Source organism: Moraxella tarda, assembly GCF_035181405.1.
In the GTDB taxonomy this organism is placed as follows: Bacteria; Pseudomonadota; Gammaproteobacteria; order Pseudomonadales; family Moraxellaceae; genus Moraxella.
Genome location: NZ_JAYGGV010000004.1, coordinates 1 through 24,320, shown reverse-complemented (window position 1 = coordinate 24,320; position 24,320 = coordinate 1). Strand labels below are relative to the sequence as shown.

The following is a 24,320-nucleotide window of genomic DNA, read 5'->3' as shown; positions in this document are numbered from 1 at the left end:
TCAGAGCAATCATTTGCCCCAAGTGAAGTTAGACCTATTTGCAAATTTTTTTAACCGATAAAGCCAATGTTGGTCAAGCTAGGACATACAACTTATGGGCATCATGTCGTATGGGTGTATTGGTGTGATATCGTCTGCTTTGGCAATGTCTTGCACAACAAAAGGGTTGGTCAGTAGTTTAAACAATCTTGCCACCTCATTAAAATCATGATGAATGGTATGCTCAATCGCACGCTGTGCCATATCGTTTCTAAGTATATAAACAGGATTAACTTGCCTCATGGCATCAATTGCTGTCTTTATTGTGGTACTTTTGTTGATTTTGGTGTGATAACGCACCACCCAGTTTTGCCAACTTTGCAATCCATTTTCTTGTGCATTAAGCTCTTTTGTCATGATGTGTAAGAGCGTTTTTTCATGTTTATTATCATTGGTATTGTCCAATACACCAATCAATGCACGAAAACTGTTGGTATAGTCAAGCTGATAGGTTTTTAATAAGCTAACAAATTCATACGCCAAAGCCAAACTGTCATCATCAAGTGGCAGGCCAATTTTTTGGCAAATGCCCGTGTTGTATTCGGTGTAAAAAGTCTGTTCGTATTCATCAAGACAAAGTGCCATCACGCTTTGTTTTATGGACAATAGATCAAAGCAAGCAAGCCATTTTTTTAGATTCCAATGCCCTATAGTGGGCTGATTTTGATAGGTGTAGCGACCAAGATGATCGGATTGATTGTTAATCCAATCTGGGTTAAAACGCTCCATCATGCCAAACGGACCAAAATCCAATGTTGTACCTGTGATGTTGATATTATCTGTATTCATCACGCCATGACTGAACCCAACCAATTGCCACTGGGCGATGAGTTTGGCGGTATTTTGGCAAACTTGTTTCAAAAAGCCACTGATGTCATGTCTGTCAAGTTGTGGATAATAGGTATCTATCATTTGGTGAGTAAATTCACCAAGCAGTTTAGGGTGATATACAGCAAGCCATTCAAAGTGTCCAAGCCGTACATGACAGTCGCTTACTCGTAACAAGGCAGCAGCACATACCATTTGATGGCGAGCAATGATGGTATCTGATACGACAAAGCCAAGTGCGTTTGAGCTGAGAACGCCAAGGCAGGATAAAGCATGACCACATAAATATTCACGAACGGTGCTGTCTATCATCGCACGCCCATCACCAAAACGAGAAAAGGGCGTTTTACCTGCACCTTTTAGATGTAGGTCTTGTATTTTTCCTTGATGATTGATGACTTGGGTGAGTAATAAGCCACGCCCATCACCAAGTTGCCCTGCCCACTGACCAAACTGATGTCCTGCATAGACCATGGCAAGTGGCCTAAACTCACTGGGAAAAGTATCGTTGTCTGTACCGATGATACCACACCAATCAAAATGATCAAATGGCAAGTTGCTCAGAGTTTTATATAACGCATGATTAAAATGAACCAGCCTTGGATTGTCAAGTGGGCTGGCGTGTTGCTTGTGATATAAAATGGGATTTAATGTCAGATAATGTTGATGATGTTTCATGATGGATTGGTTTGTCAAGATGAATTTGATTGTACCATAAAAAAAGACCCTTTATCATAAAGATAAAGGGCGAGGAGAAAATTTTGTATGTTTTTAAGACTTACCTTTTTGCTTTAGAAAAAAAATAAGAGCAGATTTTAATCATTGGGCTGATTTACCTTTAAGATGCAAATAGGCGTTTTCAATATGCTCACTGTGTGCCAAAATTTTAGCCTCAATTTGTGCAAATTGTTCTTTGAGTTTTTCATCAGCTTCATGCAAGCGATTGGCAAATTCGGTGCGTTTTAGTTCAACTGATTTGGCTTTTAGGGCGTGCCATTCTTCGACTGTCTGTGTGAATGCTTCGTATTCTGCACTGATGCGTTCTTTAAATAGTGCCAGTCTGCCATCAAGGTTAGTCTCACTACCTTGTGCAATGCGTTTTTGTGCTTTTTTAAATTTCATGGTAACTTCGGCGTGTTTGATGGTTACATCATCAACGCGTTTTAAATCTTGGGCAAGTCCAACTTTTTGTAGTGCTTTAATGAGCCACTTGGTTGGGTCATATTGCCACCACTTGACACCATTGCGATAGTCGTATTGAAAGTAGTGATGGTAGTTATGATAACCTTCACCCCAAGTAAAAATTGCTAAAATTGGATTATCGCGGGCTGTATTCTCGTCAGTATAAGGGCGGGTGCCAAACATATGACACAGTGAATTGATAAAAAAAGTAAAATGATGTGTCAATACCATGCGTAAAAGACCTGCGATGAGAAATGTGCCCAGCATATCGCCTGTCAAAAGACCTGCAAAACCGACAACCACAACATTTGTCAAAATCACCCAAATGCCATAATATTTGTGTTGTAATTGTAATATCTTGTCTTTTTTTAGGTCTGGAATATTTTTGTAATCATATTGACCGCTTGGGTATTTGTGGAGCATCCAATCTATGTGGCTAAACCAAAAGCCTCGTTTAGAAGAATATGGGTCGTCGTATATATCATCAACATGGCGATGATGTGTGCGATGCCCAGAGCACCAATCAAAAGCTGAACTTTGTACCGCCAAAGTAGCACCCAGTAGTAAAAAATACTTTACGACTGGGTGTGCGTCATAAGATTTGTGTGCCCACAAGCGATGATAGCCTGCGGTGATGGACAGCCCTGTCCATGCCATAAAAAAGGCAAATGCTGTCCAAACAGCAGGATTGACACCATGCACCCATAAATACCAAGGCACAAGCACGATGGCCAGCAACGGGGTGGATAACAAGACAATGGCAGGCGTCCAATTGATTGGTGCCTTTTCAAAGGCTTGTGGATTTCTTTCGACGCTCATAGCATTTCCTATTGGTCAAAAAATTAAAGAAAAAAAGATGAGATTTTATTGATGTTTTTAGCCATATTATAGCTGAAAAATCCAAAAAAGTGAACAAATATTCACATTAAATCGTGAATATTTGTAACTGATCTCATCTACAGCTGATGACCGATGAAACAAAGGCTTGAGGGTGTTGTCATTTGTGTTGGATTTTTATGAAAATGGCTATTATTCGTCAGATGAGTTTGTTATAATTTTTGGCTTATGTATCATGATTATTGTACCATTAGGATCGAACCCACTCATCAGTAAATTTAATATCGGTATATTGAATACTGGCAATGATAATACAATCAAAAAGAAGCGATAAGGAAAGTTATGTCAAATCGTAAGGAATTATTTGAAATGCGGGAATCAAAAATCCTTGAAACTGCTGAGCAATTGCTTTTGGAGTCTGATGAGGGGGATTTGACACTTGACAGTTTGGCACAACATTTAGATGTGGCAAAAGGCACGCTGTATAAGCATTTTTCTAGCAAAGATGAGCTATTACTTCGTATTTTGATCAATCATGAGCAAAGATTGCTTTGCATGAACATGACGCAAGATGGTGCAGGAGCAGGTGTGGCACGCATGGCATTACTACAATTACGATTGCCACAACGAGCGATGTTGTTTAATCACATTGAAGAGCGGCTGGCTGGTACATCGGTGGGGCTAAATAAGGTTTTTGGTGAGCTGTACCAAGTACGCCGTCAGCGTATGAAGCGACTGATGGAGATTGCTGAGCAATATCTGAATGAGCAAAACAGTGCCATGGCGGTGCGTGACTATGTGGCATTCATTTGGGCAGTGGGGCAAGGGGGTGCTGGGTTGCTCAATTCTAGCTTTTACCAGCGATATTTGGGCAGTCGTGAATCTTTAAAGCTCGCTTTTGTTCAACAGCTACTTGATTTACCAAAAATGTATCCAAAATAACGCCCTTAAAACCCAAACAAGGTGGAAACTTAATCTCCACCTTGTTTGTTTTTGTATTGATGTATGATATATGGTTTTAATGTTTTGGCAGTTCGCCAGTCCCAAGATACATCTCATCATTTTTGGTCAGTGTGGGGTGGTCGGCATTTTTGATGTTGCGGCGTAGTATGACATAACCTGCAATGCCAGCAATGAGCGAGCCTAAGATGATACCAAGTCGTGGGTCGTATTCTTTGGGAATGCCAGCATATGCCAAACCAGAGATGAATAAAGACATGGTAAAGCCAATGCCACACAATAAGGATACGCCATAGATTTGCTTCATATTGGTGTTGGTGGGTAGCTTGACCAGTCCGAATTTGACGGTCAAAATGACAGGCAACATGACGCCGACTTGTTTGCCGATAAATAGACCCAATGCAATGCCCAAAGGCACGCCATGCATGAGGCTATCAATGCTTGTGCCAGCTAATGAAATGCCTGCATTGGCAAAAGCAAATAATGGCAAAATGCCAAAAGCCACCGTATTGTGCAAGTCGTGCTCCAACTCTTCTAGGGGTGAGTGTTCTGGGTCTTTATGATTGCGTAGAGGAATGAAAAACGCCAATAATACCCCTGCTAATGTTGCGTGTACACCTGATTTTAACATTGCTGCCCAAAGAATCAGACCGATGAGTAAATAGGGGGTGAGGCGTACAATATTTAGACGGTTGAGAAAGAATAGAAATGGCAAGCACACCGCTGCCACACCAAGTGAAACAAGTGACAATTCGGAAGTGTAAAACAGGGCAATGATGACAATTGCTCCTAAGTCATCAAAAATGGCGATGGATACCAAAAATACTTTGAGTGCATTGGGTACTTTATCACCCAGTAGGCTTAGTACACCAATGGCAAAGGCGATGTCAGTTGCGGTTGGGATTGCCCAACCCTTCATGGCACTTGCATCACCATGATTGAGTGCGGCAAAAACAAGGGCGGGTGCTGCCATGCCTCCGACAGCACACAAAGCAGGCAGGACGATTTGCTTGATGTCAGACAGCTCGCCAATTAAGGCTTCTCGCTTTAATTCCAAACCTACCAAAAAAAAGAATATTGCCATCAGGCCGTCATTAATCCAATGATGAGCATCTTTGGCAATTTCAAATGTTCCGATTTTTACCAAAACAGGGGCGTGAATGAAAGCGTGGTACAGGTCGTGCAAAGGTGAGTTGGCAATGATCATTGCCAGCATTGCAGCAATTGCAAGTATGATGCCACCTGCGGCTTCTAGTTCAAAAAATTTTTTGATGCGGTTCATCGGCATGGCTGATTCTCTTATGGCTTTTGTCGGTGAATGGTGAATATTGATAAAAAATGATTAAAAAAACGATGAAATAAAATATGATTAGAATATTTAGAAATATATCATAAAAACTAATGGGGCTAAATGGTTTTTATGATATTGAGGCCAAAAAATTACAAAAAACCTATTAAACCTATTAAACCTATTAAGAGGATAAGATATTGCCATCTATCATTTAAGATACAATCAAAATTAAGATATGATCAAAATCAATTTAAAAAAACAGGCAAACTGATAACCAAAAAAATCTGGATTTTAAGCGGACCAATGTCGTGATGAGTCTTTGGTGGTGTCATTTGTTGTCTGATGGCTATTTTTTTAGGGCTAAATTTGATATCAAATTTTAGTCGTATTTTATGTCGTAAGAAGCCACACTCTAAAATTTGCTTGAAAGTCTGTGAGTTAGTTTGTATGATGAATGCCTTTATCTATATCTATATCCAATCTATATCTATCAATCTTGTTGATTGATGACGCCAGTCCACCGAGAGGTAAAAAGAAGGAATCTTTATGGTGCTTACCATTCAAATGCTTGTGGTTTTATTTTTTGTTGCGATGGTGGCAGGATTTGTTGATGCAATGGCGGGCGGTGGCGGACTTCTGACCATTCCTGCCTTGCTTTTAACAGGTATGAATCCTGTGGCAGTGTTGGCAACCAACAAGCTCCAAGCCTGTGCAGGCTCATTCTCAGCAAGTTTGATGATGATAAAAAAAGGCCTAATTCACCCAAAGATGATGAAAACAGCACTCATCATGGCGTTGCTTGGCTCTGCCATCGGCACAATTTTGGTGCAGATGTCCCCACCTGATTTTTTACGAAAAATATTACCCTTTGTGATTGGTGCGGTGGGTCTATATACACTATTTTCCCCCAATCTTGGCAAGCTACAAACCACGCCAAAAATCAGCCAGACCGTCTATGATAGGACTTTTGCTCCTTTGATTGGTTTTTATGATGGTTATTTTGGGCCGGGCGTGGGGACATTTTTTAGCTTATCTCAGGTTGTATTGCGTGGGCGTGATTTGGTGCAAGCAACAGCAAGGGCAAAATTACTAAACTTCGCCACCAATATGGCATCTTTGATATTCTTTATTGTGGGTGGGCAAGTGGTGTGGCTTGTTGGTTTTGTGATGATGATTGGGCAAGTATTTGGTGCGTATTTAGGTTCGCAGATGGTCGTAAAAAACGGCACAACACTCATTCGCCCTGTGATTGTCATCGTTTGTTTTATGATGGTGGCAAAATTGGTATTTTTCTAGGCTTATTTTTGCCTACTTTGATGGCAGGTCAAATCAATGGTGCTTATAATGCTCTTTGTGGTGCTAAGATGATGGGGTGTTTGTCATCGGTGATTTTGTATTTTTGGCTTTTTTTTTGTAAGACGCTCATCATCTTTGGTAATGAATCAAGTTTTTTGGTATAAAGTTTAGTATAATAATCAGCCATTGTATTTTAGCAATCCTACCAAGACATCATGAATATATCTACATCCGCTATTTTGCCCAAAAAAATATTGCTTGCATTAACAGGTGGTATTGCTTGCTATAAGGTTGCCATTTTAGCACGCCTTTTGATGAAAGCTGGGTACACTGTCCGTGTGATGATGACGCATGGAGCGTGTGAGTTTATCACGCCCATGACTTTGCAAGCTTTGACAGGGCATGAAGTTCATACTGAATTATTAGACGCCCAAGCTGAAAAAGGCATGGGGCATATTGAGCTTGCTAAGTGGGCGGACTTAGTGGTTGTTGTACCAGCTTCGGCAAATACAATTGGCAAGCTGGCAAACGGATTAGCAGATAATCTGGTTACTACTGTATGCCTTGCTACCACAGCCCCCATTTGGCTTTATCCAGCGATGAATCAGGCAATGTGGGGTAATGCGATGGTACAAGCTAACTTAGCCAAACTTCATGATTTTGGTTTTAAAATCGGTTCTCCTGATAGCGGTGAGCAGGCTTGTGGAGATGTTGGAGTGGGCAGACTGCCTGAACCTGAGATGATTTTTAATGAAATCTCCACTCATTTTCATCGGCAGGCCACCCCCCAAATCTTACTTGATAAAACCGTCGTTATTACCGCAGGAGCAACCCTTGAACCTATCGATCCTGTCCGCTATTTGTCCAATCACTCCACAGGCAAAATGGGCCATGCTCTTGCCACTGCTTGCATCAATGCAGGGGCGAGGGTAATTCTTATTGCAGGGCAAAAAGTCAGCTTGGCCACACCTATGGGCGTCAAAAAAATCACGATAGGTACGGCTGATGAGTTATTGCAGGCGAGTTTGGAGAGTTGCAAAATGGCAGATATTTTCATCGCCACCGCTGCTGTTGCAGATTTTAAAGTCAAACAAGTGGCAAACCAAAAACTTAAAAAAACAAGCGATGATGTTTTGACCTTGGAGCTTGTCAAAAACCCTGATGTGCTAGCGACAATTTCAAATGCCTATCCACACCTTTTGACCGTTGGTTTTGCTGCCGAAACCAACGATGTAGAAGATTATGCTCGTGGAAAACTCATCGCCAAAAATTTAGACATGATAGCGTGCAATGATGTTTCGGACAAAACCATCGGGTTTGGTAGCGATGATAATGCCATGACGGTGTTTTTTGCCCAAAAATACAATAAAGATAAAGCTGTGCTAAATAAGGCGAGTAAAGATGACATCGCCAGACAACTTGTGATGGCAATCGGCGAAGTTTTATCCCAAAAATCAACAGGTCAGCTTTGATTGTTGCATTGTTCATGAAAACTGGCCATATTTTCATAAAAATAATCAAAAAGTGTGAAAAAATGGCATTTAAATGCAAATTTGATTGGTAAATTATAAAAAAATGGTGTATTTTGTTAAATATAAGAAAGGACACTTTTTTGTCAAAAGATGACCGCAGTATTATGATGATATGGCTTTAAGATGCTGTTTTGATATTGATTGACCAATTTGACAAGATTTGTTCATAAGATTTACAAGGTTAAAATTGACAAGGCTAAAAGGAGATTGTTACTATGAGCACCGCCGAATTTAACATAACAAGTGATGATCTTTGGTATGGTACCTACCAAAAATACGGCATCAGTACAGATTTTAATATTCCTGAACATATACAGTCGCTGGCTGATGTTTTTGAAGATAATATTACCAACCATAGAGGGGCCATCGCCAGTACCTTTATGGATAAGTCAATGACTTATGGCGAGCTTGATGAGGCGAGTTTGAAGATTGCGGCTTATTTGCAGTCGCTTGGTCTTGAAAAGGGCGATAAAGTTGCCTTGATGATGCCAAATGTCCCGCAATATTTGGTTACGATGTTTGGCGTGATTCGTGCAGGCTACACACTTGTGAATGTCAACCCATTGTACACCAGCCCTGAGCTTGAACATCAACTCAATGATAGCGAAGCTAAGGTTTTGTTTATTATTGAAAATTTTGCCAAAACTTTTGAGCAAGTGAAAAATAAGGGTAAGGTTGAGCATGTGGTTGTTGCCAGTATTGGCGACATGCTTGGATTAAAAGGCCACATTGTTAATTTGGTTGTGCGTCATATCAAAAAAATGGTACCAAGTTATCACATTAATGGTACAACCAGCTTTAAAGATGCTCTAAATTCTGTGCCAGCCAATAAGTTTAAGCGTCCAATGCTTACCCTTGATGATGTGGCGGTATTACAATATACAGGTGGTACAACTGGTGTGGCAAAAGGTGCAATGTTAACTCACCGCAATATCATCGCCAATATAGAGCAGGCGAGCAACTTTGTCAGCACTGCTTTTCCTGATGGCAATATGAATGGCAAATATATAACCGTGGCACTGCCTTTGTATCATATTTTTTGTTTTATGGTCAGTCAGCTGGCGATGAAATACGGTTTTGCACTTTTGCTCATTCCAAATGCGCGTGATTTTGCCGACTTGACCAAACAGCACGCCAAATATCGCCCTGTATTCTTTATGGGTGTTAATACTTTGTTCAATGCTTTGACCAATCATGAAGGATTTAAGAGTATTGACCATGGCAATATGAAGTTTAGTTTGGCAGGTGGTATGTCTGTATTGCCTAGCACTGCTAAGGCATGGGAGGCGTTGACAGGCACTCATATCACCGAGGGCTACGGTTTATCAGAGACCTCTCCTGTGCTGACGGTTACACCACCACCAGCAGGCTACTCTGGTAAAATCGGTATCCCTTTGCCAGCGACAGACATCGTCATTCTTGATGATGATGGCAATCGGGTGCCATTGGGTGAAGCGGGTGAGATTTGTGCTAAGGGTCCTCAGGTGATGAAGGGCTATTGGGGACGCCCTGATGAGACCGAGAAGGTGATCACAACAGATGGATATTTTCGCACAGGCGACATAGGCATTATGGACGAGCAAGGCTATATCAAAATTGTTGATAGAAAAAAAGACATGGTATTAGTCTCTGGTTTTAATGTTTATCCAAACGAAGTTGAAGAAGTTGTTGCGGCACATCCAAAAGTGCTAGAATGCGGTGTCATTGGTGTGCCAGATGAGCATAGTGGCGAGGTGGTGAAAGTCTTTGTTGTCAAAAAAGATGAAAGCCTGACTGAAAAAGAGATTGCAAGTTGGGTGAAGGAGCGACTAACTGGCTATAAGCGTCCAAAGATTGTTGAATTTGTCAGTGAGCTACCAAAATCCAATGTTGGTAAAATCTTACGCAAAGAGCTTCGCAATCTAGAAAAACAAAAATCATCTTAGTAAAGATGGTTTGATGTATGGTGGAATACAACAAAAAAGACTTGCTACTGCAGGTCTTTTTTTGGATAAAAGTTTTTTTACAAATGAGTGAGTAAAAAAACTAACAAGGCAATCGTTTTTGTGTTATTGTCAAGAAATTGGTACAATACGATTTTAATTATTTTCAATAGTCAAAAGTGGGCAATCATGCGTCATAATAATCGTGCTTTAAATGAGCTTCGCTCTATTTCATTTACTCGCCACTACACCAAGCATGCCGAGGGTTCGGTTCTGGTTTGTTTTGGAGATACCAAAGTGTTGTGTACTGCAAGTATTGAGCAGGGTGTGCCACGCTGGTTAAAAGGTCAGGGAAAGGGTTGGCTAACAGCTGAATATGGTATGTTGCCAAGAGCCACAGGTACACGCACCGACAGAGAGGCTGTGCGTGGCAAACAATCTGGACGCACTCAGGAAATTCAGCGTTTGATTGGGCGTTCGTTGCGTGCAATGCTGGACTTGACCAAACTTGGTGAAAATACCATATATATTGACTGTGATGTCATTCAAGCAGATGGAGGTACTCGTACTGCCAGCATTACAGGGGCGGCTGTGGCACTGATGGACGCACTTGAAAAATGGCAAAGAAAAGGCAATTTAAAAAGCGACCCCTTTGTTGGTTTGGTGGCGGCAGTATCTGTGGGCATTAAAAATGGCAAGGTATATTTGGATTTGGATTATAGCGAAGATTCAACCTGTGATACCGATTTGAATGTGGTGATGATGCAAGGCGGTGGCTTTATTGAGATTCAAGGTACAGCAGAAGAAGCACCATTTAGCCGAGCTGAGGCTGATGCCATGCTGGATTTGGCAGAATCAGGCATTCTTACGCTGATTGGCGAACAACAAAAGGCACTTGGCTGGTGATGAAAGTTATTGATGATGGAGTGGAAATTGTTTTGGCGGGTAAAAATACCGATGGTATGTTCGTTTGGTCGGTAGCCATGCTTGTCTGTGCTTTGGTGGTGGCTATTATTTGTTTTACCCTGCCTGTGCCATATGCCATCAGTGCGGTAGGGGTTTGGGCGGTATTGATGTATTTTTTTAATCAAAAAAAACATATTGCCAAAACTCAAAAGCATCATGCACAAGGTGTACTCATCATTAAAAACCATCATTTTTCTATTAATGGTATGTCAACAAGCCTCAGCAAAGCGGCCCAAATTTCTAGTGAAGGCAAGCATCTGATTATCAATGATGATGGGGCGTCTTATTATTTTGGGGGTTTTGCTGGTGAGCATGAGATTGATGTTGCTAAAGCGGTATTAAATGGTCAAAGTATTGTCAAACGCACAAAAACCATCAAAATGAGTGCTGGTTAGTTGATGGGATAAATAATTAAGATGGGATGGATAATTAAAAAGTGCCGTTAAGCCTACATATTTTGTATTTCTGGTTTGGCTATGGTAAAACTTGCCATAGCCAAACCCTGTTGTCTTTTGATCATTTGATCAGCTCATGATTGGGGCGAGTGTTTTACCCCAAATATGCCCTCAAATAATGATGCAAAAATTCAATATTGGTATTGGGTTTTTAGTTTTTTTTATCAGTTTGTTGGGTTTATTAAAATGGCTTAACCACCACCAAAATGACCACTGTAATCAAGATGAATACAGGGATTTCATTAAACCATCGCCAAAAAATATGTGTTTTTAGTTTTGGGTTGTCAGCAAGTTTTAGGCGATATCTTCCGCACATGATGTGATAGGCTGTCAGCAAAATGACAAGCGTGATTTTGGCGTGTAGCCAGCCTTGGTTTTTATAGATGTCCCAATTCATCACAACCATCGTCATGCCAAAAAGCCAAGTTGCCATCATCGCAGGATTCATAATCCCTCTGTACAATTTGCGTTCCATGATGGCAAACCGATTTTGACTGACGATGTCGTCGCTCATGGCATGATACACAAATAATCGTGGCAAATAAAAAATCCCTGCAAACCAGCAGATCATCGCAATGATGTGAAAGGCTTTGATGTATAAAAACAACGCTATCACCCCTAAAAAAAGATGGTGTATTATACCATAGGTTGTAAAACTGGGCTGGTATTTGATGTCAATGAGAAAAGCAAAAAGGTGCCATCAAGCAGACATTGGGCAACCTTCTGGCAACTCGCTAAAAGTGCTTTCGCTTTTACCTGTCATGGCGTTGATGATTTTTGGTTTTGGCTTGGGTTTTTCGGCACTCAGACCAAGCATAGCCATCAGTCGGTCGTCATTGGCCTGTGATTGATTATTTGTGGTGAGTAGTTTGTCGCCATAGAAAAATGAGTTTGCCCCTGCCATAAAAGCCAATGCCTGTTCGCCATCAGTAAGGCTTTCACGGCCTGCTGATAGACGCACATAACTGGTTGGACAACAAATGCGAACAACGGCGATTGTGCGGATCCACTCTATCACAGACAAACGACCATCTGCCAGCACCTTATCGCCAAGAGGTGTGCCTGCAATTGGTACAAGCAAATTAACAGGAATGGACTGTGGTGGCATGGGCATTTGGACAAGCTCATGTACCCAATCAATACGATCTGAACGACTTTCACCCATACCAACAATGCTACCACTGCACACATTGATGCCTGCTTGACGGACATGATCTAGGGTTTGTAAACGCTCATCATAGGTGCGGGTGGTGGTAACTTGGTCGTAGTAGTTGCGTGAGGTGTCAAGATTATGATTGTAGTAATCAAGGCCAGCGTCAGCAAGAGTTTTTGCTTGTTCGGGTTTAAGCATTCCTAAGGTCATGCAAGTTTCCAGCCCAAGCGACTTAACTTCGCTGATCAGCTCTACCAAATAAGGCATGTCTTTGGCGGAAGGGTGTTTCCATGCTGCACCCATGCAAAATCTTGATGAACCAGATGACTTAGCAAGTTTGGCGGCATTGATGACTTTTTGAATTTCAAGGCGTTTTTCAGCTTCAAGCCCCGTTTTGTCTCGATGGTGTCCTGATTGACTACAATAACCACAGTCCTCTGGGCAATTGCCTGTTTTGATAGAAAGTAAGGTGGAGATTTGTACTTCGTTGGCATTAAAATGGTTGCGATGCACTGCCTGAGCCTGCATGAGTAGGTCTAAAAGTGGTAAATCAAAAAGAGTGGCAATGTCTTCCTTGGTATATTGTTTTGACAAGTAATTCATGATAAGTCTCTGGTTAAAACAGATAAGTTTGCCATTTATAAAATTTATAAAAAAGCATCAATTTGTTAAAATAGTAAACAACTGTTCCTATTTTAACAAATTTTGGCAAGATGATTCAACTTATCTTTTTTTGTTTAATGATTGAAATATTTTATGTCTTTTAAGTGTTGAATTATTGTTTTGTCAAATCTTGATTGGTTCATTTGTTCAGTTTTGATTTGATGATGCTTAGTGCTTGTTCAGCAAAAGGTTTGGCAGTATCAATGTAGTTTTTGTATTTGTCTGGGACTTTGGTAGCGTGTTTGGCAATGCCAGAGAGCCATAGCACAAGTTTATAGTCGCCTGTGATTTTGACATCACCGTCTTGGACGGCGGTCATAAAGGTGGCGACATCGCCTTTGGTAAGTAGTTTTGCACCTGTAACTGAGTCTTTAAAATCAATCGTTAAATCAGCATCGGTCAGGTTGCCAAGAGCGTGGCTAAATATGCCGTCACGAAATTCATAATAGCGATTGGTGGTTGGGCTTTTAAATTGAATGGTGATATTTTTGCCATCAATCAAGCCATTTAGTGCATCGTTGCTACGGCTTGTGATGAGCGATTGTAAGCGAAAACCAAGTGCGGCAAGTAGTGCATCAAGTGCATCGGCTTTGACATCTAAGATGGGCAATGTAAACATATGTCTTTTTCCTGCTGGTTAATCATTTGATGGTATTTTAACAAAAATACCATCAGTGAGTGCGATATTTTTTGTATCTTTGTTTTTTTATCCGTGCAAGTGTGGTTAAGACTTGATGGTTTGGTTGCACGCATCAAGACGATGACCAAGTGCATACAACACACCTTCAAGCCCTGTGATATTTATGGCGGCGTCGGCTTTTGCTCTGACAATGGGCTTGGCGTGATAGGCGATGCCAACATCAGCTGTTGCCATCATCGCCAAATCGTTTGCACCATCACCAACACAGACGACTTGATGCATATCAAGTTTTAATTTGGTGGCGGTATCAATGGTGATGGTGGCTTTTTTGTTGCCATCAATCAGATTGTTGTCAACCTGTCCTGTCATTTGGTTATCTAGTATGGATAGGGCATTGGCATGGTAAGCATCCATACCCAATGAACAAGCCACATATTCGGCAAAAGGAGTAAAACCACCTGAAATAAGCACTGTGTGATAGCCGATGGCTTTTAAGGCAGCGATTGTGGCGTGTGCACCTGCACTGAATGTAAGATGTTTGGCGATAATTTCACTAACCACAGAGGCGTCCACACCTTCAAGCAAGGCCACACGACGAGCAAAACTGGTTGCAAAATCAATCTCACCACGCATTGCCTGTTCGGTAATTTCAAGCACTTTATCCTCAATGCCACAGTATCGAGCAAGCTCAACGATGACCTCTTGTTCAATTAAAGTTGAGTCCATATCAAAACACGCCAAACGGTGTTTGTGTAGCATTTGTGAGATGGACATAATGTGTACATCGGCGTCATTGCCTAATTTGTTGGCAAAATAACTGGTGATTTGCTCATCAATAATGTGTGCCTCAGCCTCTTTTTTGGCATCGCTCATCTGGGTGTGTTTGGTGGGTGCAAGTAAATAACGGTGGATTGACACATCAGCCAGTGGGGTGGGTGATGTGATGATGTGGGCTTTTTGCTTAGCAATCTCATCATCATGGACGGCAACAGATTGCCAATTGGCTTGACTGTTTATCCATGTTTGCATGAGTACATCAACATCGTTGTGTGGTCGCTTGGCGATGATGATGACGGCAAAGATGGGTAATGCTGTCATTGGAGTGCTGTCAATTTTCATGCCATCTGGCAAAACATGGGCAACCGATGCTAAGGCATTTTGCCATGCTTGTGAATCTTTGGGTAGAGCGTAAGTAATCATAACAAATTCCAGTCGGGTTCTAGTAAATTGGCTAGAATGTTGAAATTAAAATTAAGTCAAGGCAGTGTTTATTAAATAAATATTCATGCAATCTATCATGCCCAAAACTTCATAAAAATACAAGTCTAATTGTCAAAATTGTCTAAATTATCAAAAATTCAAAAGCGACATAAAAAACAATCATAAAAACCGATCAAGACATACCAAGGCATGGTTAAAAAACACTTGAATGGCAATGTTGAATAACACCAAGAAAATTTCAATAAAAACGATTAAATTTAAGCATAAGCATGGTAAAATAGGCACTTTAAATATTTTTTTGTAGAGACATTCTGCAACACTTTCTCTTTTGGTTTGACTTATGACTTTTTTAGCACCACGACAAGGACTGTTTGCCATCATTATTTTGGTCAGTTTATGCCTGCATACGCTGTTTTTTGTGCTTTCAGAAAAGCATGAAAGCACGGAGCGTCAGCGTGTGATGGCAACGCAATCAACAAGTGAGCTTGTTCGGCAATTAAAAGTACCGATGGCAACAGGCGACCGCATTAGCATGAGCGTCATTGCTGATAAATATACCAAAGAAGAGGAAATTGCTTTTGTTGGTGTGTATGATGCTAAAGATGTGCTCCTTGTGCCTGTGGGAGTGGGAAGTGCTGATGGTTTGTCTTTAAAAGAATCGGTGGTCTCAGGAACGACTGTACTAGGTAGCGTGGTGGTGAAGACGCCTGCTGTGGGTTATGTTCAGGTGATTTCTAAGCACTGGCTATTCTTGCTTGGTGTGGTAGGGCTACACACGATATTGTGGTTGCTGTATGGCTACTTGGCACGCCCAACTCGCCAGATGTGCGAGGTTATTGGTCAAAAGGTACGCATGGAGCTGCTTGATAAGGGCATCTTACAGCAACAGTTTGGGCAAACGGTAGGTCAAAGCGATGCAACCAATACTTCTGATGACGACCCTAATTTACAAGCAAATATCTCATCAGTAACCTCCATTTTGCATAAAACCAAACCTGCCGACAGCACCACTGCTAACAATGATGTCTTAGCTGACGATAAAAATAGTACATCAGATTGCAACGATGGTTGTAGCGATGGTTATGTCGTGCAGATATTGTTTGAGGATCCAAATCATTTGTTGTCAGCCATCAGTCATGACAGTAAAATGGCATATTTTGCGTTATGCGACCAGCTACTTGATCAGGCGGTTTTGCATTTGCTTGAGTTGCCACTTTTGGCGGGTGTGACTGCTAAGGTGGTCAAATATTATGATGATAAAGGTGCAAAAGTTATCTTGTATGGGATCGCACCTGCCAAAGTCGCCACTGCTGCGGTATTCTTGTCTAAGCTGATGCTGATGCTAAACCAAGTCGTCTATGACAAGCATCGTGAAATTAAGCGTTTTACTTGGCAGATTCGTACGACTGTCAGCGATGGTAGTAATGCTGATGCGGTATTGGACTTGACCAAACGCCGTCGTGAATCACCAATGATTTTACTTGATGAATCTGCTCAAAATGAAGTGAAAATCTATGCCGAACTCATGCGTCTTAATGCTCCAATGTCGGTTTATGAGCGTGAAAGTTGCAGTTTGGCAAGCGTGACTCGTGCCACTGCTGAGCGATTGCGTAGCGTGAGAGATAAAGTTTTATTAGGCGATTGATTGGCTGGCTGTTATTGTGCTGACTTAATTTAACTGAATTTAAAAAAATACTTGACAATTAATAAAAATACCGATATAAGGCATGGAATGTTGGTGTGAATAACTAGCACCAATCTGCTTGCAACTTATAGATATAGATATTAGGAGTCATGATGAGTGAAATTGATGATTTTGATGATGACAGCTTTGAAGAAGATGCAGACGCACAACTGGCAGACGAGACAAAGGCTAAGCCTTTGGAAAAGCGTTTAAAGATTGATGCACTACTAGAGCGACAGCGTCTAAAAAAATTAGAGCAAGCCCTTGAGCAAGAAGATGAGTTTGCGGAGTTTGATTTTGACGACGACTTTGACGACGATTTTGATGACTGAAATAAACACCTTGTCATCATAGTTTGAACCACACTTAAAATACCATAGATAATGGGTTTGTATGGCATGAAGATAAATGCAGACCTTTTTATAGAGTAAATTAGAATAAAGCCAAACTAGCGATCACTTGTTATAAAGTAGGTTGGCGATACATTAACATAAAAGAGTATGATATTATGATGAATAAGCAAGAATTGTTTGATTATTTGGCATCTGATGCCAACCAATTGGGTCTTGACCCAATCGCTGCCCATGGATTTTTAACCGCAACTGTTGTGGGTAAGCCTTTGCCAAATTGGTTGTCAGCTTTTTTTGAAGGTGGCGAAGCTCAAGTATCAGATGAAGTTAAAGATGCCCTAAAAGCATGGCAACAAGAACTGTATCATACGCTAAAAGCCGAAGAGCCTATTGAACTACCCTTTGATGCCAGCGAAGAGGCGGAAGATTTTAGCGAAGAGGGAGATTTGGCAGCATGGGCAATTGGTTTTGTTGATGCGATGCACTCTGATGAGAATGTTGATTGGTTTGATGATGAAAGCACCGAAGAAGATGTGGCGGAACTGACCTTACCAATGGTGCTGTTGTCTGGTATTGATCCTGAGATGGATGATCTGCGTGATGAAGAAATGTTGGCACAGATGGCAAATGCCTTAGAGGACAACATTACTGAACTATTTTTGTTATTTCATACCGACGATTGATTTTTTATTTAAAAAAATATGATGTATTTTTAAATAAGGGCCATTTTAATTTAAGCTGTTTAATAAAAAAGCCATTCAAAATCATTAAAAACTGTTTTTACCCCCTTATTTTTGCTAAAATAAGGGCTATTTTTTTACCCAAAAATTAAGAGAGCATTATGAGCATTTTGGACAACCTACCCACCGCCTACAACCCTGCCGACTTGGAACAAAAATGGTACAAGCATTGGGAAGCACAAGGTTTTTTTAACGCCACAACCGACAAAGACGATGCTTTTTGTATCGTGCTACCACCGCCCAATGTAACAGGCTCGCTTCATATGGGGCACGGCTTTAACAACGCCATTATGGACGCACTCACTCGCCACCAAAGAATGCTTGGCAAAAATGTCTTGTGGCAAGGTGGCACTGACCACGCAGGCATCGCCACGCAAATGGTGGTGGAACGCCAGCTTGGCTTACAGGGCATTAGCCGACACGATTTGGGGCGGGAAAAGTTTTTGGACAAGGTGTGGGAATGGAAAAATGAATCAGGCGGTACAATTACCCGTCAAATTCGCCGTTTGGGGTCAAGCGTGGATTGGCATCGCGAACGCTTTACCATGGACGATGACTTATCCGATGTGGTCAAAGAAGTATTTGTCCGTCTATATGACGAAGGGCTGATTTATCGCAAAAAACGCCTTGTCAATTGGGATTGTAAACTGCACACCGCTTTATCGGATTTGGAGGTAGAAAATCACGATGAACAAGGCAATTTATGGCATTTTAATTATTATTTTGCGGACAAAAATTTAACCACAAAAGACGGTAAAAATTATCTCACCGTTGCCACCACTCGCCCAGAAACCTTGCTTGGTGATACTGCCGTTGCGGTCAATCCTAATGACGAACGCTATGCCCATGTAATTGGTAAAACGGTTATTTTGCCGATTACAAACCGTGAAGTGCCAATTATCAGCGACGATTATGTGGAAAAAGAATTTGGCACAGGCTGTGTGAAAATTACCCCTGCCCACGATTTTAATGATTATGAAGTGGGGCAACGCCATCATTTACCGCTTATCAATATTTTTGATATCAATGCCAATATTTTAAATGAATTTGAAGTTTTTGAAACAGCAGAACAAAAAACGCCCACTTTAATTAGTACGCCAACTGATTATCAAGGGCTTGACCGCTATATTGCTCGCCAAAAAGTCATTGAACAAGCGACCAATGAAAACTGGCTAGAAAAAATAGAACCGCACGCCCTAAAAACGCCAAAGGGCGATAGAAGTGGCGTGGTCATTGAGCCATTATTGACCGACCAATGGTATGTCAAAATTGACACACTTGCCAAACCTGCGATTAAAGCGGTAGAAAATGGCGATATTCAATTTGTGCCAGAACAATATACCAATATGTATATGGCGTGGATGCGTGATATTAAAGATTGGTGTATTTCTCGCCAATTATGGTGGGGTCATCGCATTCCTGCGTGGTATGACGACAATGGCAATTTTTATGTGGGGCGAGATGAATGTGAAGTTCGCCAAAAATATAATTTAGGCGATATAGCTTTACGCCAAGATGATGATGTTTTGGATACTTGGTTTTCATCGGCGCTTTGGACTTTTTCAACGCTTGGTTGGAAAGGCGATGAAAGCGATTTTGACAATCAAATTTTGCAAACTTTTCACCCCACTTCGGTACTCGTTACAGGCTTTGACATTATCTTTTTTTGGGTTGCCCGAATGATTATGATGACTTTGCATTTTGTCAAAGACAAAAACGGCAAACCGCAAGTACCCTTTAAAACTGTCTATGTGCACGGGCTTGTGCGAGACGGACAAGGGGCAAAAATGAGCAAATCAAAAGGCAATGTCTTAGACCCCATTGATTTGATTGACGGCATTGATTTGGAAAGTTTGATTGGCAAACGCACGACAGGCTTAATGAATCCCAAAGACGCCGACAAAATCAAAAAAGCCACACAAAAAGAATTCCCAGACGGTATCAATAGCTATGGCACAGATGCACTAAGATTTACTTTTTGTGCTTTGGCAAATACAGGGCGAGATATTAAATTTGACCTAAAACGCATTGAAGGTTATCGCAATTTTTGTAATAAAATTTATAATGCCACACGCTTTGTTTTGATGAATGTGGACGCTAAACAAATCCACCAAACGGCAAAACCCAATCTTTGGGAATTGCCAGAACAATGGATAATGAGCCGATTACAAAAATGTGAGCAAGCGGTTAAATTAGCCTTTGAAACCTATCGTTTGGATTTGGCAAGCAATGCCATTTATGAGTTTATTTGGAATGAATATTGCGATTGGTATGTGGAGCTTGCCAAGCCTGTATTAAACGACCCTGATGTGTCCGATGAGCGACACGCCCAAGTGCGATTTGTGTTATTGTCGGTATTGGAGACGGCATTAAGGCTGGTTCACCCCATTATGCCATTTATCAGCGAAGAGCTTTGGCAAACCATTGCCCCAATGATAAATCGTGCCAAAGAAAATAGCGAAGATAGTATTATGCTTGCCCCCTATCCAATCGCTGATGAAAGTTATATAAATGAGACCGCCGAAAACGATATGAATTGGCTACAAAGTTTGATTGGGGCGGTGCGAAATATTCGTGGCGAGATGAATTTGGGCAATAGCGTCAAATTGCCTGTGTTACTACAAAATCTACACGAAGATGAAAAAGCACAAATCCAAAGAATTGAGCCATTATTTAAAGCCCTTGCCAAAGTGCAAAGTGTGGCGTTTTTGGGCGATAATGACAAAGCCCCTTTGTCGTCATCAAGCGTGATTGGGCAGACGGTGGTGTATGTGCCAATGAAAGGGCTAATTGACCCCAAAGTGGAGCTTAATCGCCTAAATAAAGAGCTGGACAAACTCACCAAGCAATACGAGCAAATCAACAGCAAACTTGCCAATGAAGCCTTTGTCGCCAAAGCCCCTGCCAATGTGGTAGAAGCCGAAAAAGCAAAACGCTTGGAATTAGAAGGGCAGATTGGGAAGGTGAGGCAGAGTGTGGGGGAGATTGAAGGTATGTAATTTATAATCCATTAAAAAAACCAAACACAATCAAGGGAGTGGTTGTGTTGGGTTTATGTTGGAGTTTTAAAAATGAGTGAAAATAAAATGAAGATTAATCAAAATATTGAAAAATATTTGGATAGTTATCTGGCAAAAGATGATACCCAATACGCAACCCTTTTGACTGGAAAATGGGGGTGTGGTAAGACTTATTTTATTAAAGCATATATGAAGAAACATCAAGATAGACTTATTTATGTAAGTTTATTTGGTTTAAAAAATATTGACGATGTTAATGATGCTATTTTTGGTGCAATGTATCCGAAATTAACATCAGATACAACAAAAATAGCAACTGGATTGCTTAAATCTGTGGCAAAAATAGGATTACAATTTGATTTAGAAGAGTTAAACCTTAAAGATAAAGTAATGGACTTTTTAACAAAAAATAAAGATAGGCACATTTTTGTTTTTGATGATTTAGAAAGAAGTTTTATTTCATATGATGAGATATTAGGATTTATCAATGATTTAACTGAAAATAATTCAATTAAAGTAATTTTAGTCGCAAATGTTGATGAAATACAAGATAATAATAAAGAAATTTTTGATAAATTTAAGGAAAAAGTTATTAGTAGAACCTTTATTGTACAAAATGATGATGAGGGTTTTTGGGGTTTTTATTATAAAAAATACCCTAACTTAGTAGAGTTTTCAAATGAAATTCCAAAAATTTTTCGGAAGCATGCTGATAATAATTTTAGGTTGCTAATGCAAGCTAGTGATGATTATATTGATTTTTTAACCTCCCTAAAAAGTAGCGATTTTTTAAAAAATGAAGATTTTAATAAAAAACTTTTGGAACATTTTTTATCTTATAGTATTTTATACAAAAAAAATAATAATTTTAAAAAAATTTCTGAAAAAGACTTTGTTAAAAATTCAATATTGCCAATTAATAACTGGGAAGATATAATTGTCAAAAATTTTATTGAAGTTGAAAGTATAGAAAAGTATTTTAGCCAATTAGTAATATTCCAACCAAAACAAGAACCACCAAGTTGGACAAAATTATGGAATTACCGTGATTTGACAAAAGATGAATTCTATGAAGTTCTAAATGATGTTAAATCAAAATTTCAGAATTTTGAATATGAAAAAATATCCGAAATTAAGCATGTGTATAGTTTTCTTATTGAATTTATTAATGATAAAATTATTACTAATTTAACAGTGAATGATATTATTGATACTGTTGAAAAGTATCTAGAAAATCATAAAGATGATTCTGATTGGTTAAACTATAGGGATAATGATTTTTTTAATGGTACTGGTCTTGGGTATCAACACCAAGATAATCCTAGAATTATTGATTTAAATAATAAGGTTGGAGAGATTATTCAAACAAATAAAGATAATCATAACAAACTGGTTCGGAATAATTATTTTGAAGAAATATTAAGATCTATAAAAAACAATACTATGTTAGAATTAAATGGTTTATTAATAAAAAATGGATGGTTTCCTGTTCTAAATAGCATGGAATATCAAAAAATATTTGATATTCTGAAGGAAGATCCTGATAGAGTTCGTCCATTTTGTTATGTTTTAGATAATAGATACGCAGAAAATCACTTTAACAATGGAAAAAATCGTGCACAATCCTTATTGGATGAAAAAGTTTTTGTTGAAAATCTGATTGAGTTTCTAGATAATCAAATGCTAACTAATGATGATCTGGATAAATTCCACTCTAAGAAAATTAAGGAATGCTCAGATATTTTACGGAGCAATATTTTACCTAGATTTAGTCGGTAATGTCTTTTTAACCACCCCAAACACCACACTATACCCCTGCACTATCACATCAATATTGGGAATGTAGCTAAAATCCCTAAAATACTATTTAACGAAAGGTTTTAATCTTAGGAACAAAAAATGAATGTATTTAATCTTAGCAATAATAAGTTAATCGCTTTATCCGAAACCCCTTTTCTGTTAGAAAAAGACATTCAAATCTTATGCGAGCAAAATTTATCCCAAATTAGCGAGTTAATCTTTGTCAAATCCGAATTTACCATTAAAAATAGACGCATTGACACCTTAGCGTATGACCCAGAAAATAAAAGTTTTGTGATTATTGAATATAAACGAGATAAAAATTATAGTGTGGTAGATCAAGGGGTTTCTTATTTAAATTTAATGCTAGAATATAAAGCTGAGTTTATTATTGAATACAACGAAAGTTTAAGTCAGAATTTAAAAAGAGAGGATGTGGATTGGTCGCAAAGTAAAATTATTTTTGTTGCCCCTAGCTTTACCGATGACCAAAAGCAATCTACCAATTTTAAAGATTTTGCCATTGAACTTTGGGAAATTAAACGCTTTAATGATATTGTCATCATAAATCCAATTGTAAAGAGCAAATCCGCACCAAGCATTAAACAAATAAAACCCAAAGAAATTGATAACAATAATGAGCTTGTTAATATTATTAAAGAAGCAAAAACTTATGATGAAGAATATCATCTGGAAAACAAATCTGATGATATCAAAGAGTTATATCAAGAATTTAAAACTGCTATTTTAAATTTAAGTGATGATATTAATATAAAAGTAACCAAGGTTTATATTGGTTTTAAGACAAAATCTAATGTTTGTTCTGTTTCTATTTTAAAGGACGGTTTAAAACTTTGGATAAATGCCAAAAATGGCACTTTAAAAGATGAAAAGGGTTTATCTCGTGATGTGAGCAATATCGGACATCATGGGCTTGGCGATTATGAATTAAAAATCAAAAATAGCGAGCACAAAGAATATATCATGAGCTTAATTAAACAGGTGGTTTAAAGATGGTCTGAGCGGCTTTAAATACCAAACTGTGTCCTTTTACAATCACATCAACATCAGGGGCATAGCCACCACCCATCACTATCGCTATTGGGATTTGTCTTTGTTGGGCGGTATTTATCACAAATTTTTCCCTTTCATACAATCCATTCATCGTTAAACTGATCCGTCCAAGCCTGTCTTGTGCCAGCACATCTACCCCTGCTTGATAAAAGACAAAGTCAGGGGCGAATTCATCAAGTACCTTGGGTAAATGGTATTTTAAAACAGGTAAATATTCATCATCACCCACACTATCTGCCAAACCAATATCTAAGTCAGATTTGGGTTTGTGATAAGGATAGTTTTTGTCGCCGTGCATACTCATCACAAAGACATCATCGTTGCCTGCCATGATAGATGCATTGCCGTTGCCCTGATGAACATCTAAATCAACAATTAAAATGCGTTTGGCAAGATTCTCTTTTAATAAGACATGGCTTGCCACGCAAACATCATTAAGTACGCAAAATCCCTCACCATGGTCAGCAAAGGCATGGTGCGTACCGCCTGAAGTGGATAGACTAATACCGTCTGCCAAAGCATACTTAGCACATTGTATGGTTGCTCCCACGACATAGCGTTCACGCTATATTAAGTCAGGCGACATGGGCAAGCCAATTTTGCGACATTCTTTGGGAGGTAAAGTACAAGAATCTAACATTTGCCAATATTGTAAGGTGTGTGTTGT

At 39.6% G+C, this 24,320-nt stretch carries 20 protein-coding genes; 12 read left to right on the top strand and 8 right to left on the bottom strand.

The window, feature by feature from the left end:
* Positions 1-78: 78 nt before the first annotated feature.
* Both U9670_RS06210 and U9670_RS06205 read right to left on the bottom strand, forming a co-directional pair.
* Positions 79-1,545 carry a protein adenylyltransferase SelO family protein gene (locus U9670_RS06210; RefSeq protein ID WP_323842018.1) on the bottom strand — a complete coding sequence of 489 codons (1,467 nt, stop codon included), beginning with the start codon at positions 1,543-1,545 and terminating at the stop codon, positions 79-81.
* Positions 1,546-1,686: 141 nt separating this feature from the next.
* Complete coding sequence (locus U9670_RS06205) at positions 1,687-2,868, bottom strand: acyl-CoA desaturase (RefSeq protein ID WP_323842019.1); 1,182 nt, start codon at positions 2,866-2,868, stop codon at positions 1,687-1,689.
* A 360-nt stretch (positions 2,869-3,228) separates the two neighbouring features.
* Between U9670_RS06205 and U9670_RS06200 the strand changes: the two genes are divergently transcribed.
* Positions 3,229-3,828, top strand: coding sequence for a TetR/AcrR family transcriptional regulator (locus tag U9670_RS06200; protein ID WP_323842020.1), 600 nt, complete (start codon positions 3,229-3,231; stop codon positions 3,826-3,828).
* Positions 3,829-3,904: 76 nt separating this feature from the next.
* Here U9670_RS06200 and nhaA read toward each other — a convergent pair whose 3' ends face one another.
* The gene (gene nhaA, locus U9670_RS06195; RefSeq protein WP_323842021.1) at positions 3,905-5,134 is read right to left on the bottom strand and encodes a Na+/H+ antiporter NhaA; all 1,230 of its coding nucleotides are present in this window, start codon (positions 5,132-5,134) and stop codon (positions 3,905-3,907) included.
* 549 nt (positions 5,135-5,683) lie between these two features.
* Between nhaA and U9670_RS06190 the strand changes: the two genes are divergently transcribed.
* The 5 genes from U9670_RS06190 to U9670_RS06170 all read left to right on the top strand — a co-directional run bounded on the left by U9670_RS06190 (position 5,684) and on the right by U9670_RS06170 (position 11,248).
* Positions 5,684-6,433: a TSUP family transporter gene (locus tag U9670_RS06190; RefSeq protein WP_323842022.1), complete on the top strand. Its 750-nt coding sequence runs from the start codon at positions 5,684-5,686 to the stop codon at positions 6,431-6,433.
* A gap of 215 nt (positions 6,434-6,648) precedes the next feature.
* Positions 6,649-7,905, top strand: coding sequence for a bifunctional phosphopantothenoylcysteine decarboxylase/phosphopantothenate--cysteine ligase CoaBC (coaBC, locus tag U9670_RS06185; protein WP_323842023.1), 1,257 nt, complete (start codon positions 6,649-6,651; stop codon positions 7,903-7,905).
* Positions 7,906-8,180: 275 nt separating this feature from the next.
* Positions 8,181-9,890, top strand: coding sequence for an AMP-binding protein (locus tag U9670_RS06180; protein WP_323842024.1), 1,710 nt, complete (start codon positions 8,181-8,183; stop codon positions 9,888-9,890).
* Between the two features lie 186 nt (positions 9,891-10,076).
* A complete protein-coding gene (gene rph, locus U9670_RS06175) occupies positions 10,077-10,793 on the top strand; it encodes a ribonuclease PH (protein WP_323842025.1) in 717 nt (238 codons plus the stop codon).
* The gene (locus tag U9670_RS06170; RefSeq protein ID WP_323842026.1) at positions 10,793-11,248 is read left to right on the top strand and encodes a hypothetical protein; all 456 of its coding nucleotides are present in this window, start codon (positions 10,793-10,795) and stop codon (positions 11,246-11,248) included. Before rph ends, U9670_RS06170 begins: the two co-directional genes overlap by 1 nt.
* 241 nt (positions 11,249-11,489) lie before the next feature.
* Here U9670_RS06170 and U9670_RS06165 read toward each other — a convergent pair whose 3' ends face one another.
* The 4 genes from U9670_RS06165 to serB all read right to left on the bottom strand — a co-directional run bounded on the left by U9670_RS06165 (position 11,490) and on the right by serB (position 14,964).
* Complete coding sequence (locus tag U9670_RS06165) at positions 11,490-11,879, bottom strand: CopD family protein (protein ID WP_416381513.1); 390 nt, start codon at positions 11,877-11,879, stop codon at positions 11,490-11,492.
* 129 nt (positions 11,880-12,008) lie between these two features.
* Positions 12,009-13,064: a biotin synthase BioB gene (bioB, locus tag U9670_RS06160; RefSeq protein WP_323842028.1), complete on the bottom strand. Its 1,056-nt coding sequence runs from the start codon at positions 13,062-13,064 to the stop codon at positions 12,009-12,011.
* A gap of 199 nt (positions 13,065-13,263) precedes the next feature.
* Positions 13,264-13,743 (bottom strand): hypothetical protein, encoded by a 480-nt coding sequence (locus U9670_RS06155; RefSeq protein ID WP_323842029.1) that lies wholly within the window; start codon positions 13,741-13,743, stop codon positions 13,264-13,266.
* A 105-nt stretch (positions 13,744-13,848) separates the two neighbouring features.
* Complete coding sequence (gene serB, locus U9670_RS06150) at positions 13,849-14,964, bottom strand: phosphoserine phosphatase SerB (RefSeq protein WP_323842030.1); 1,116 nt, start codon at positions 14,962-14,964, stop codon at positions 13,849-13,851.
* 361 nt (positions 14,965-15,325) lie between these two features.
* On the opposite strand from serB, the gene U9670_RS06145 reads away from it, so the two are divergent.
* From U9670_RS06145 to U9670_RS06120, 6 genes are all read left to right on the top strand, one after another.
* Positions 15,326-16,630 (top strand): hypothetical protein, encoded by a 1,305-nt coding sequence (locus tag U9670_RS06145; protein ID WP_323842031.1) that lies wholly within the window; start codon positions 15,326-15,328, stop codon positions 16,628-16,630.
* Between the two features lie 152 nt (positions 16,631-16,782).
* Positions 16,783-17,001 (top strand): hypothetical protein, encoded by a 219-nt coding sequence (locus tag U9670_RS06140; RefSeq protein ID WP_323842032.1) that lies wholly within the window; start codon positions 16,783-16,785, stop codon positions 16,999-17,001.
* A gap of 179 nt (positions 17,002-17,180) precedes the next feature.
* Positions 17,181-17,702, top strand: a complete 522-nt coding sequence (locus U9670_RS06135) for a YecA/YgfB family protein (RefSeq protein WP_323842033.1) — start codon at positions 17,181-17,183, stop codon at positions 17,700-17,702.
* A gap of 158 nt (positions 17,703-17,860) precedes the next feature.
* Positions 17,861-20,758: a valine--tRNA ligase gene (locus tag U9670_RS06130; protein ID WP_323842034.1), complete on the top strand. Its 2,898-nt coding sequence runs from the start codon at positions 17,861-17,863 to the stop codon at positions 20,756-20,758.
* A gap of 72 nt (positions 20,759-20,830) precedes the next feature.
* Positions 20,831-22,558, top strand: a complete 1,728-nt coding sequence (locus tag U9670_RS06125) for an AAA family ATPase (RefSeq protein WP_323842035.1) — start codon at positions 20,831-20,833, stop codon at positions 22,556-22,558.
* 120 nt (positions 22,559-22,678) lie between these two features.
* Entirely contained in the window at positions 22,679-23,590 is a 912-nt protein-coding gene (locus U9670_RS06120; protein WP_323842036.1) for a DUF5655 domain-containing protein, read from the top strand.
* On the opposite strand, the gene U9670_RS06115 is transcribed toward U9670_RS06120, so the two are convergent.
* Positions 23,574-24,203: a histone deacetylase family protein gene (locus U9670_RS06115; protein ID WP_323843768.1), complete on the bottom strand. Its 630-nt coding sequence runs from the start codon at positions 24,201-24,203 to the stop codon at positions 23,574-23,576. The two genes, U9670_RS06120 and U9670_RS06115, sit on opposite strands and share 17 nt — an antisense overlap.
* Positions 24,204-24,320 lie beyond the last annotated feature (117 nt).

Coding starts and splice junctions, on each gene's coding strand:
- U9670_RS06155 (WP_323842029.1), bottom strand. CDS start 13,743: ATGTTTACATTGCCCATCTTAGATGTCAAAGCCGATGCACTTGATGCA.
- U9670_RS06130 (WP_323842034.1), top strand. CDS start 17,861: ATGAGCATTTTGGACAACCTACCCACCGCCTACAACCCTGCCGACTTG.
- nhaA (WP_323842021.1), bottom strand. CDS start 5,134: ATGCCGATGAACCGCATCAAAAAATTTTTTGAACTAGAAGCCGCAGGT.
- serB (WP_323842030.1), bottom strand. CDS start 14,964: ATGATTACTTACGCTCTACCCAAAGATTCACAAGCATGGCAAAATGCC.
- U9670_RS06170 (WP_323842026.1), top strand. CDS start 10,793: ATGAAAGTTATTGATGATGGAGTGGAAATTGTTTTGGCGGGTAAAAAT.
- U9670_RS06145 (WP_323842031.1), top strand. CDS start 15,326: ATGACTTTTTTAGCACCACGACAAGGACTGTTTGCCATCATTATTTTG.
- U9670_RS06125 (WP_323842035.1), top strand. CDS start 20,831: ATGAGTGAAAATAAAATGAAGATTAATCAAAATATTGAAAAATATTTG.
- U9670_RS06200 (WP_323842020.1), top strand. CDS start 3,229: ATGTCAAATCGTAAGGAATTATTTGAAATGCGGGAATCAAAAATCCTT.
- U9670_RS06165 (WP_416381513.1), bottom strand. CDS start 11,879: ATGATCTGCTGGTTTGCAGGGATTTTTTATTTGCCACGATTATTTGTG.
- U9670_RS06210 (WP_323842018.1), bottom strand. CDS start 1,545: ATGAAACATCATCAACATTATCTGACATTAAATCCCATTTTATATCAC.
- coaBC (WP_323842023.1), top strand. CDS start 6,649: ATGAATATATCTACATCCGCTATTTTGCCCAAAAAAATATTGCTTGCA.
- U9670_RS06190 (WP_323842022.1), top strand. CDS start 5,684: ATGGTGCTTACCATTCAAATGCTTGTGGTTTTATTTTTTGTTGCGATG.
- U9670_RS06205 (WP_323842019.1), bottom strand. CDS start 2,868: ATGAGCGTCGAAAGAAATCCACAAGCCTTTGAAAAGGCACCAATCAAT.
- U9670_RS06140 (WP_323842032.1), top strand. CDS start 16,783: ATGAGTGAAATTGATGATTTTGATGATGACAGCTTTGAAGAAGATGCA.
- bioB (WP_323842028.1), bottom strand. CDS start 13,064: ATGAATTACTTGTCAAAACAATATACCAAGGAAGACATTGCCACTCTT.
- U9670_RS06120 (WP_323842036.1), top strand. CDS start 22,679: ATGAATGTATTTAATCTTAGCAATAATAAGTTAATCGCTTTATCCGAA.
- U9670_RS06135 (WP_323842033.1), top strand. CDS start 17,181: ATGAATAAGCAAGAATTGTTTGATTATTTGGCATCTGATGCCAACCAA.
- rph (WP_323842025.1), top strand. CDS start 10,077: ATGCGTCATAATAATCGTGCTTTAAATGAGCTTCGCTCTATTTCATTT.
- U9670_RS06180 (WP_323842024.1), top strand. CDS start 8,181: ATGAGCACCGCCGAATTTAACATAACAAGTGATGATCTTTGGTATGGT.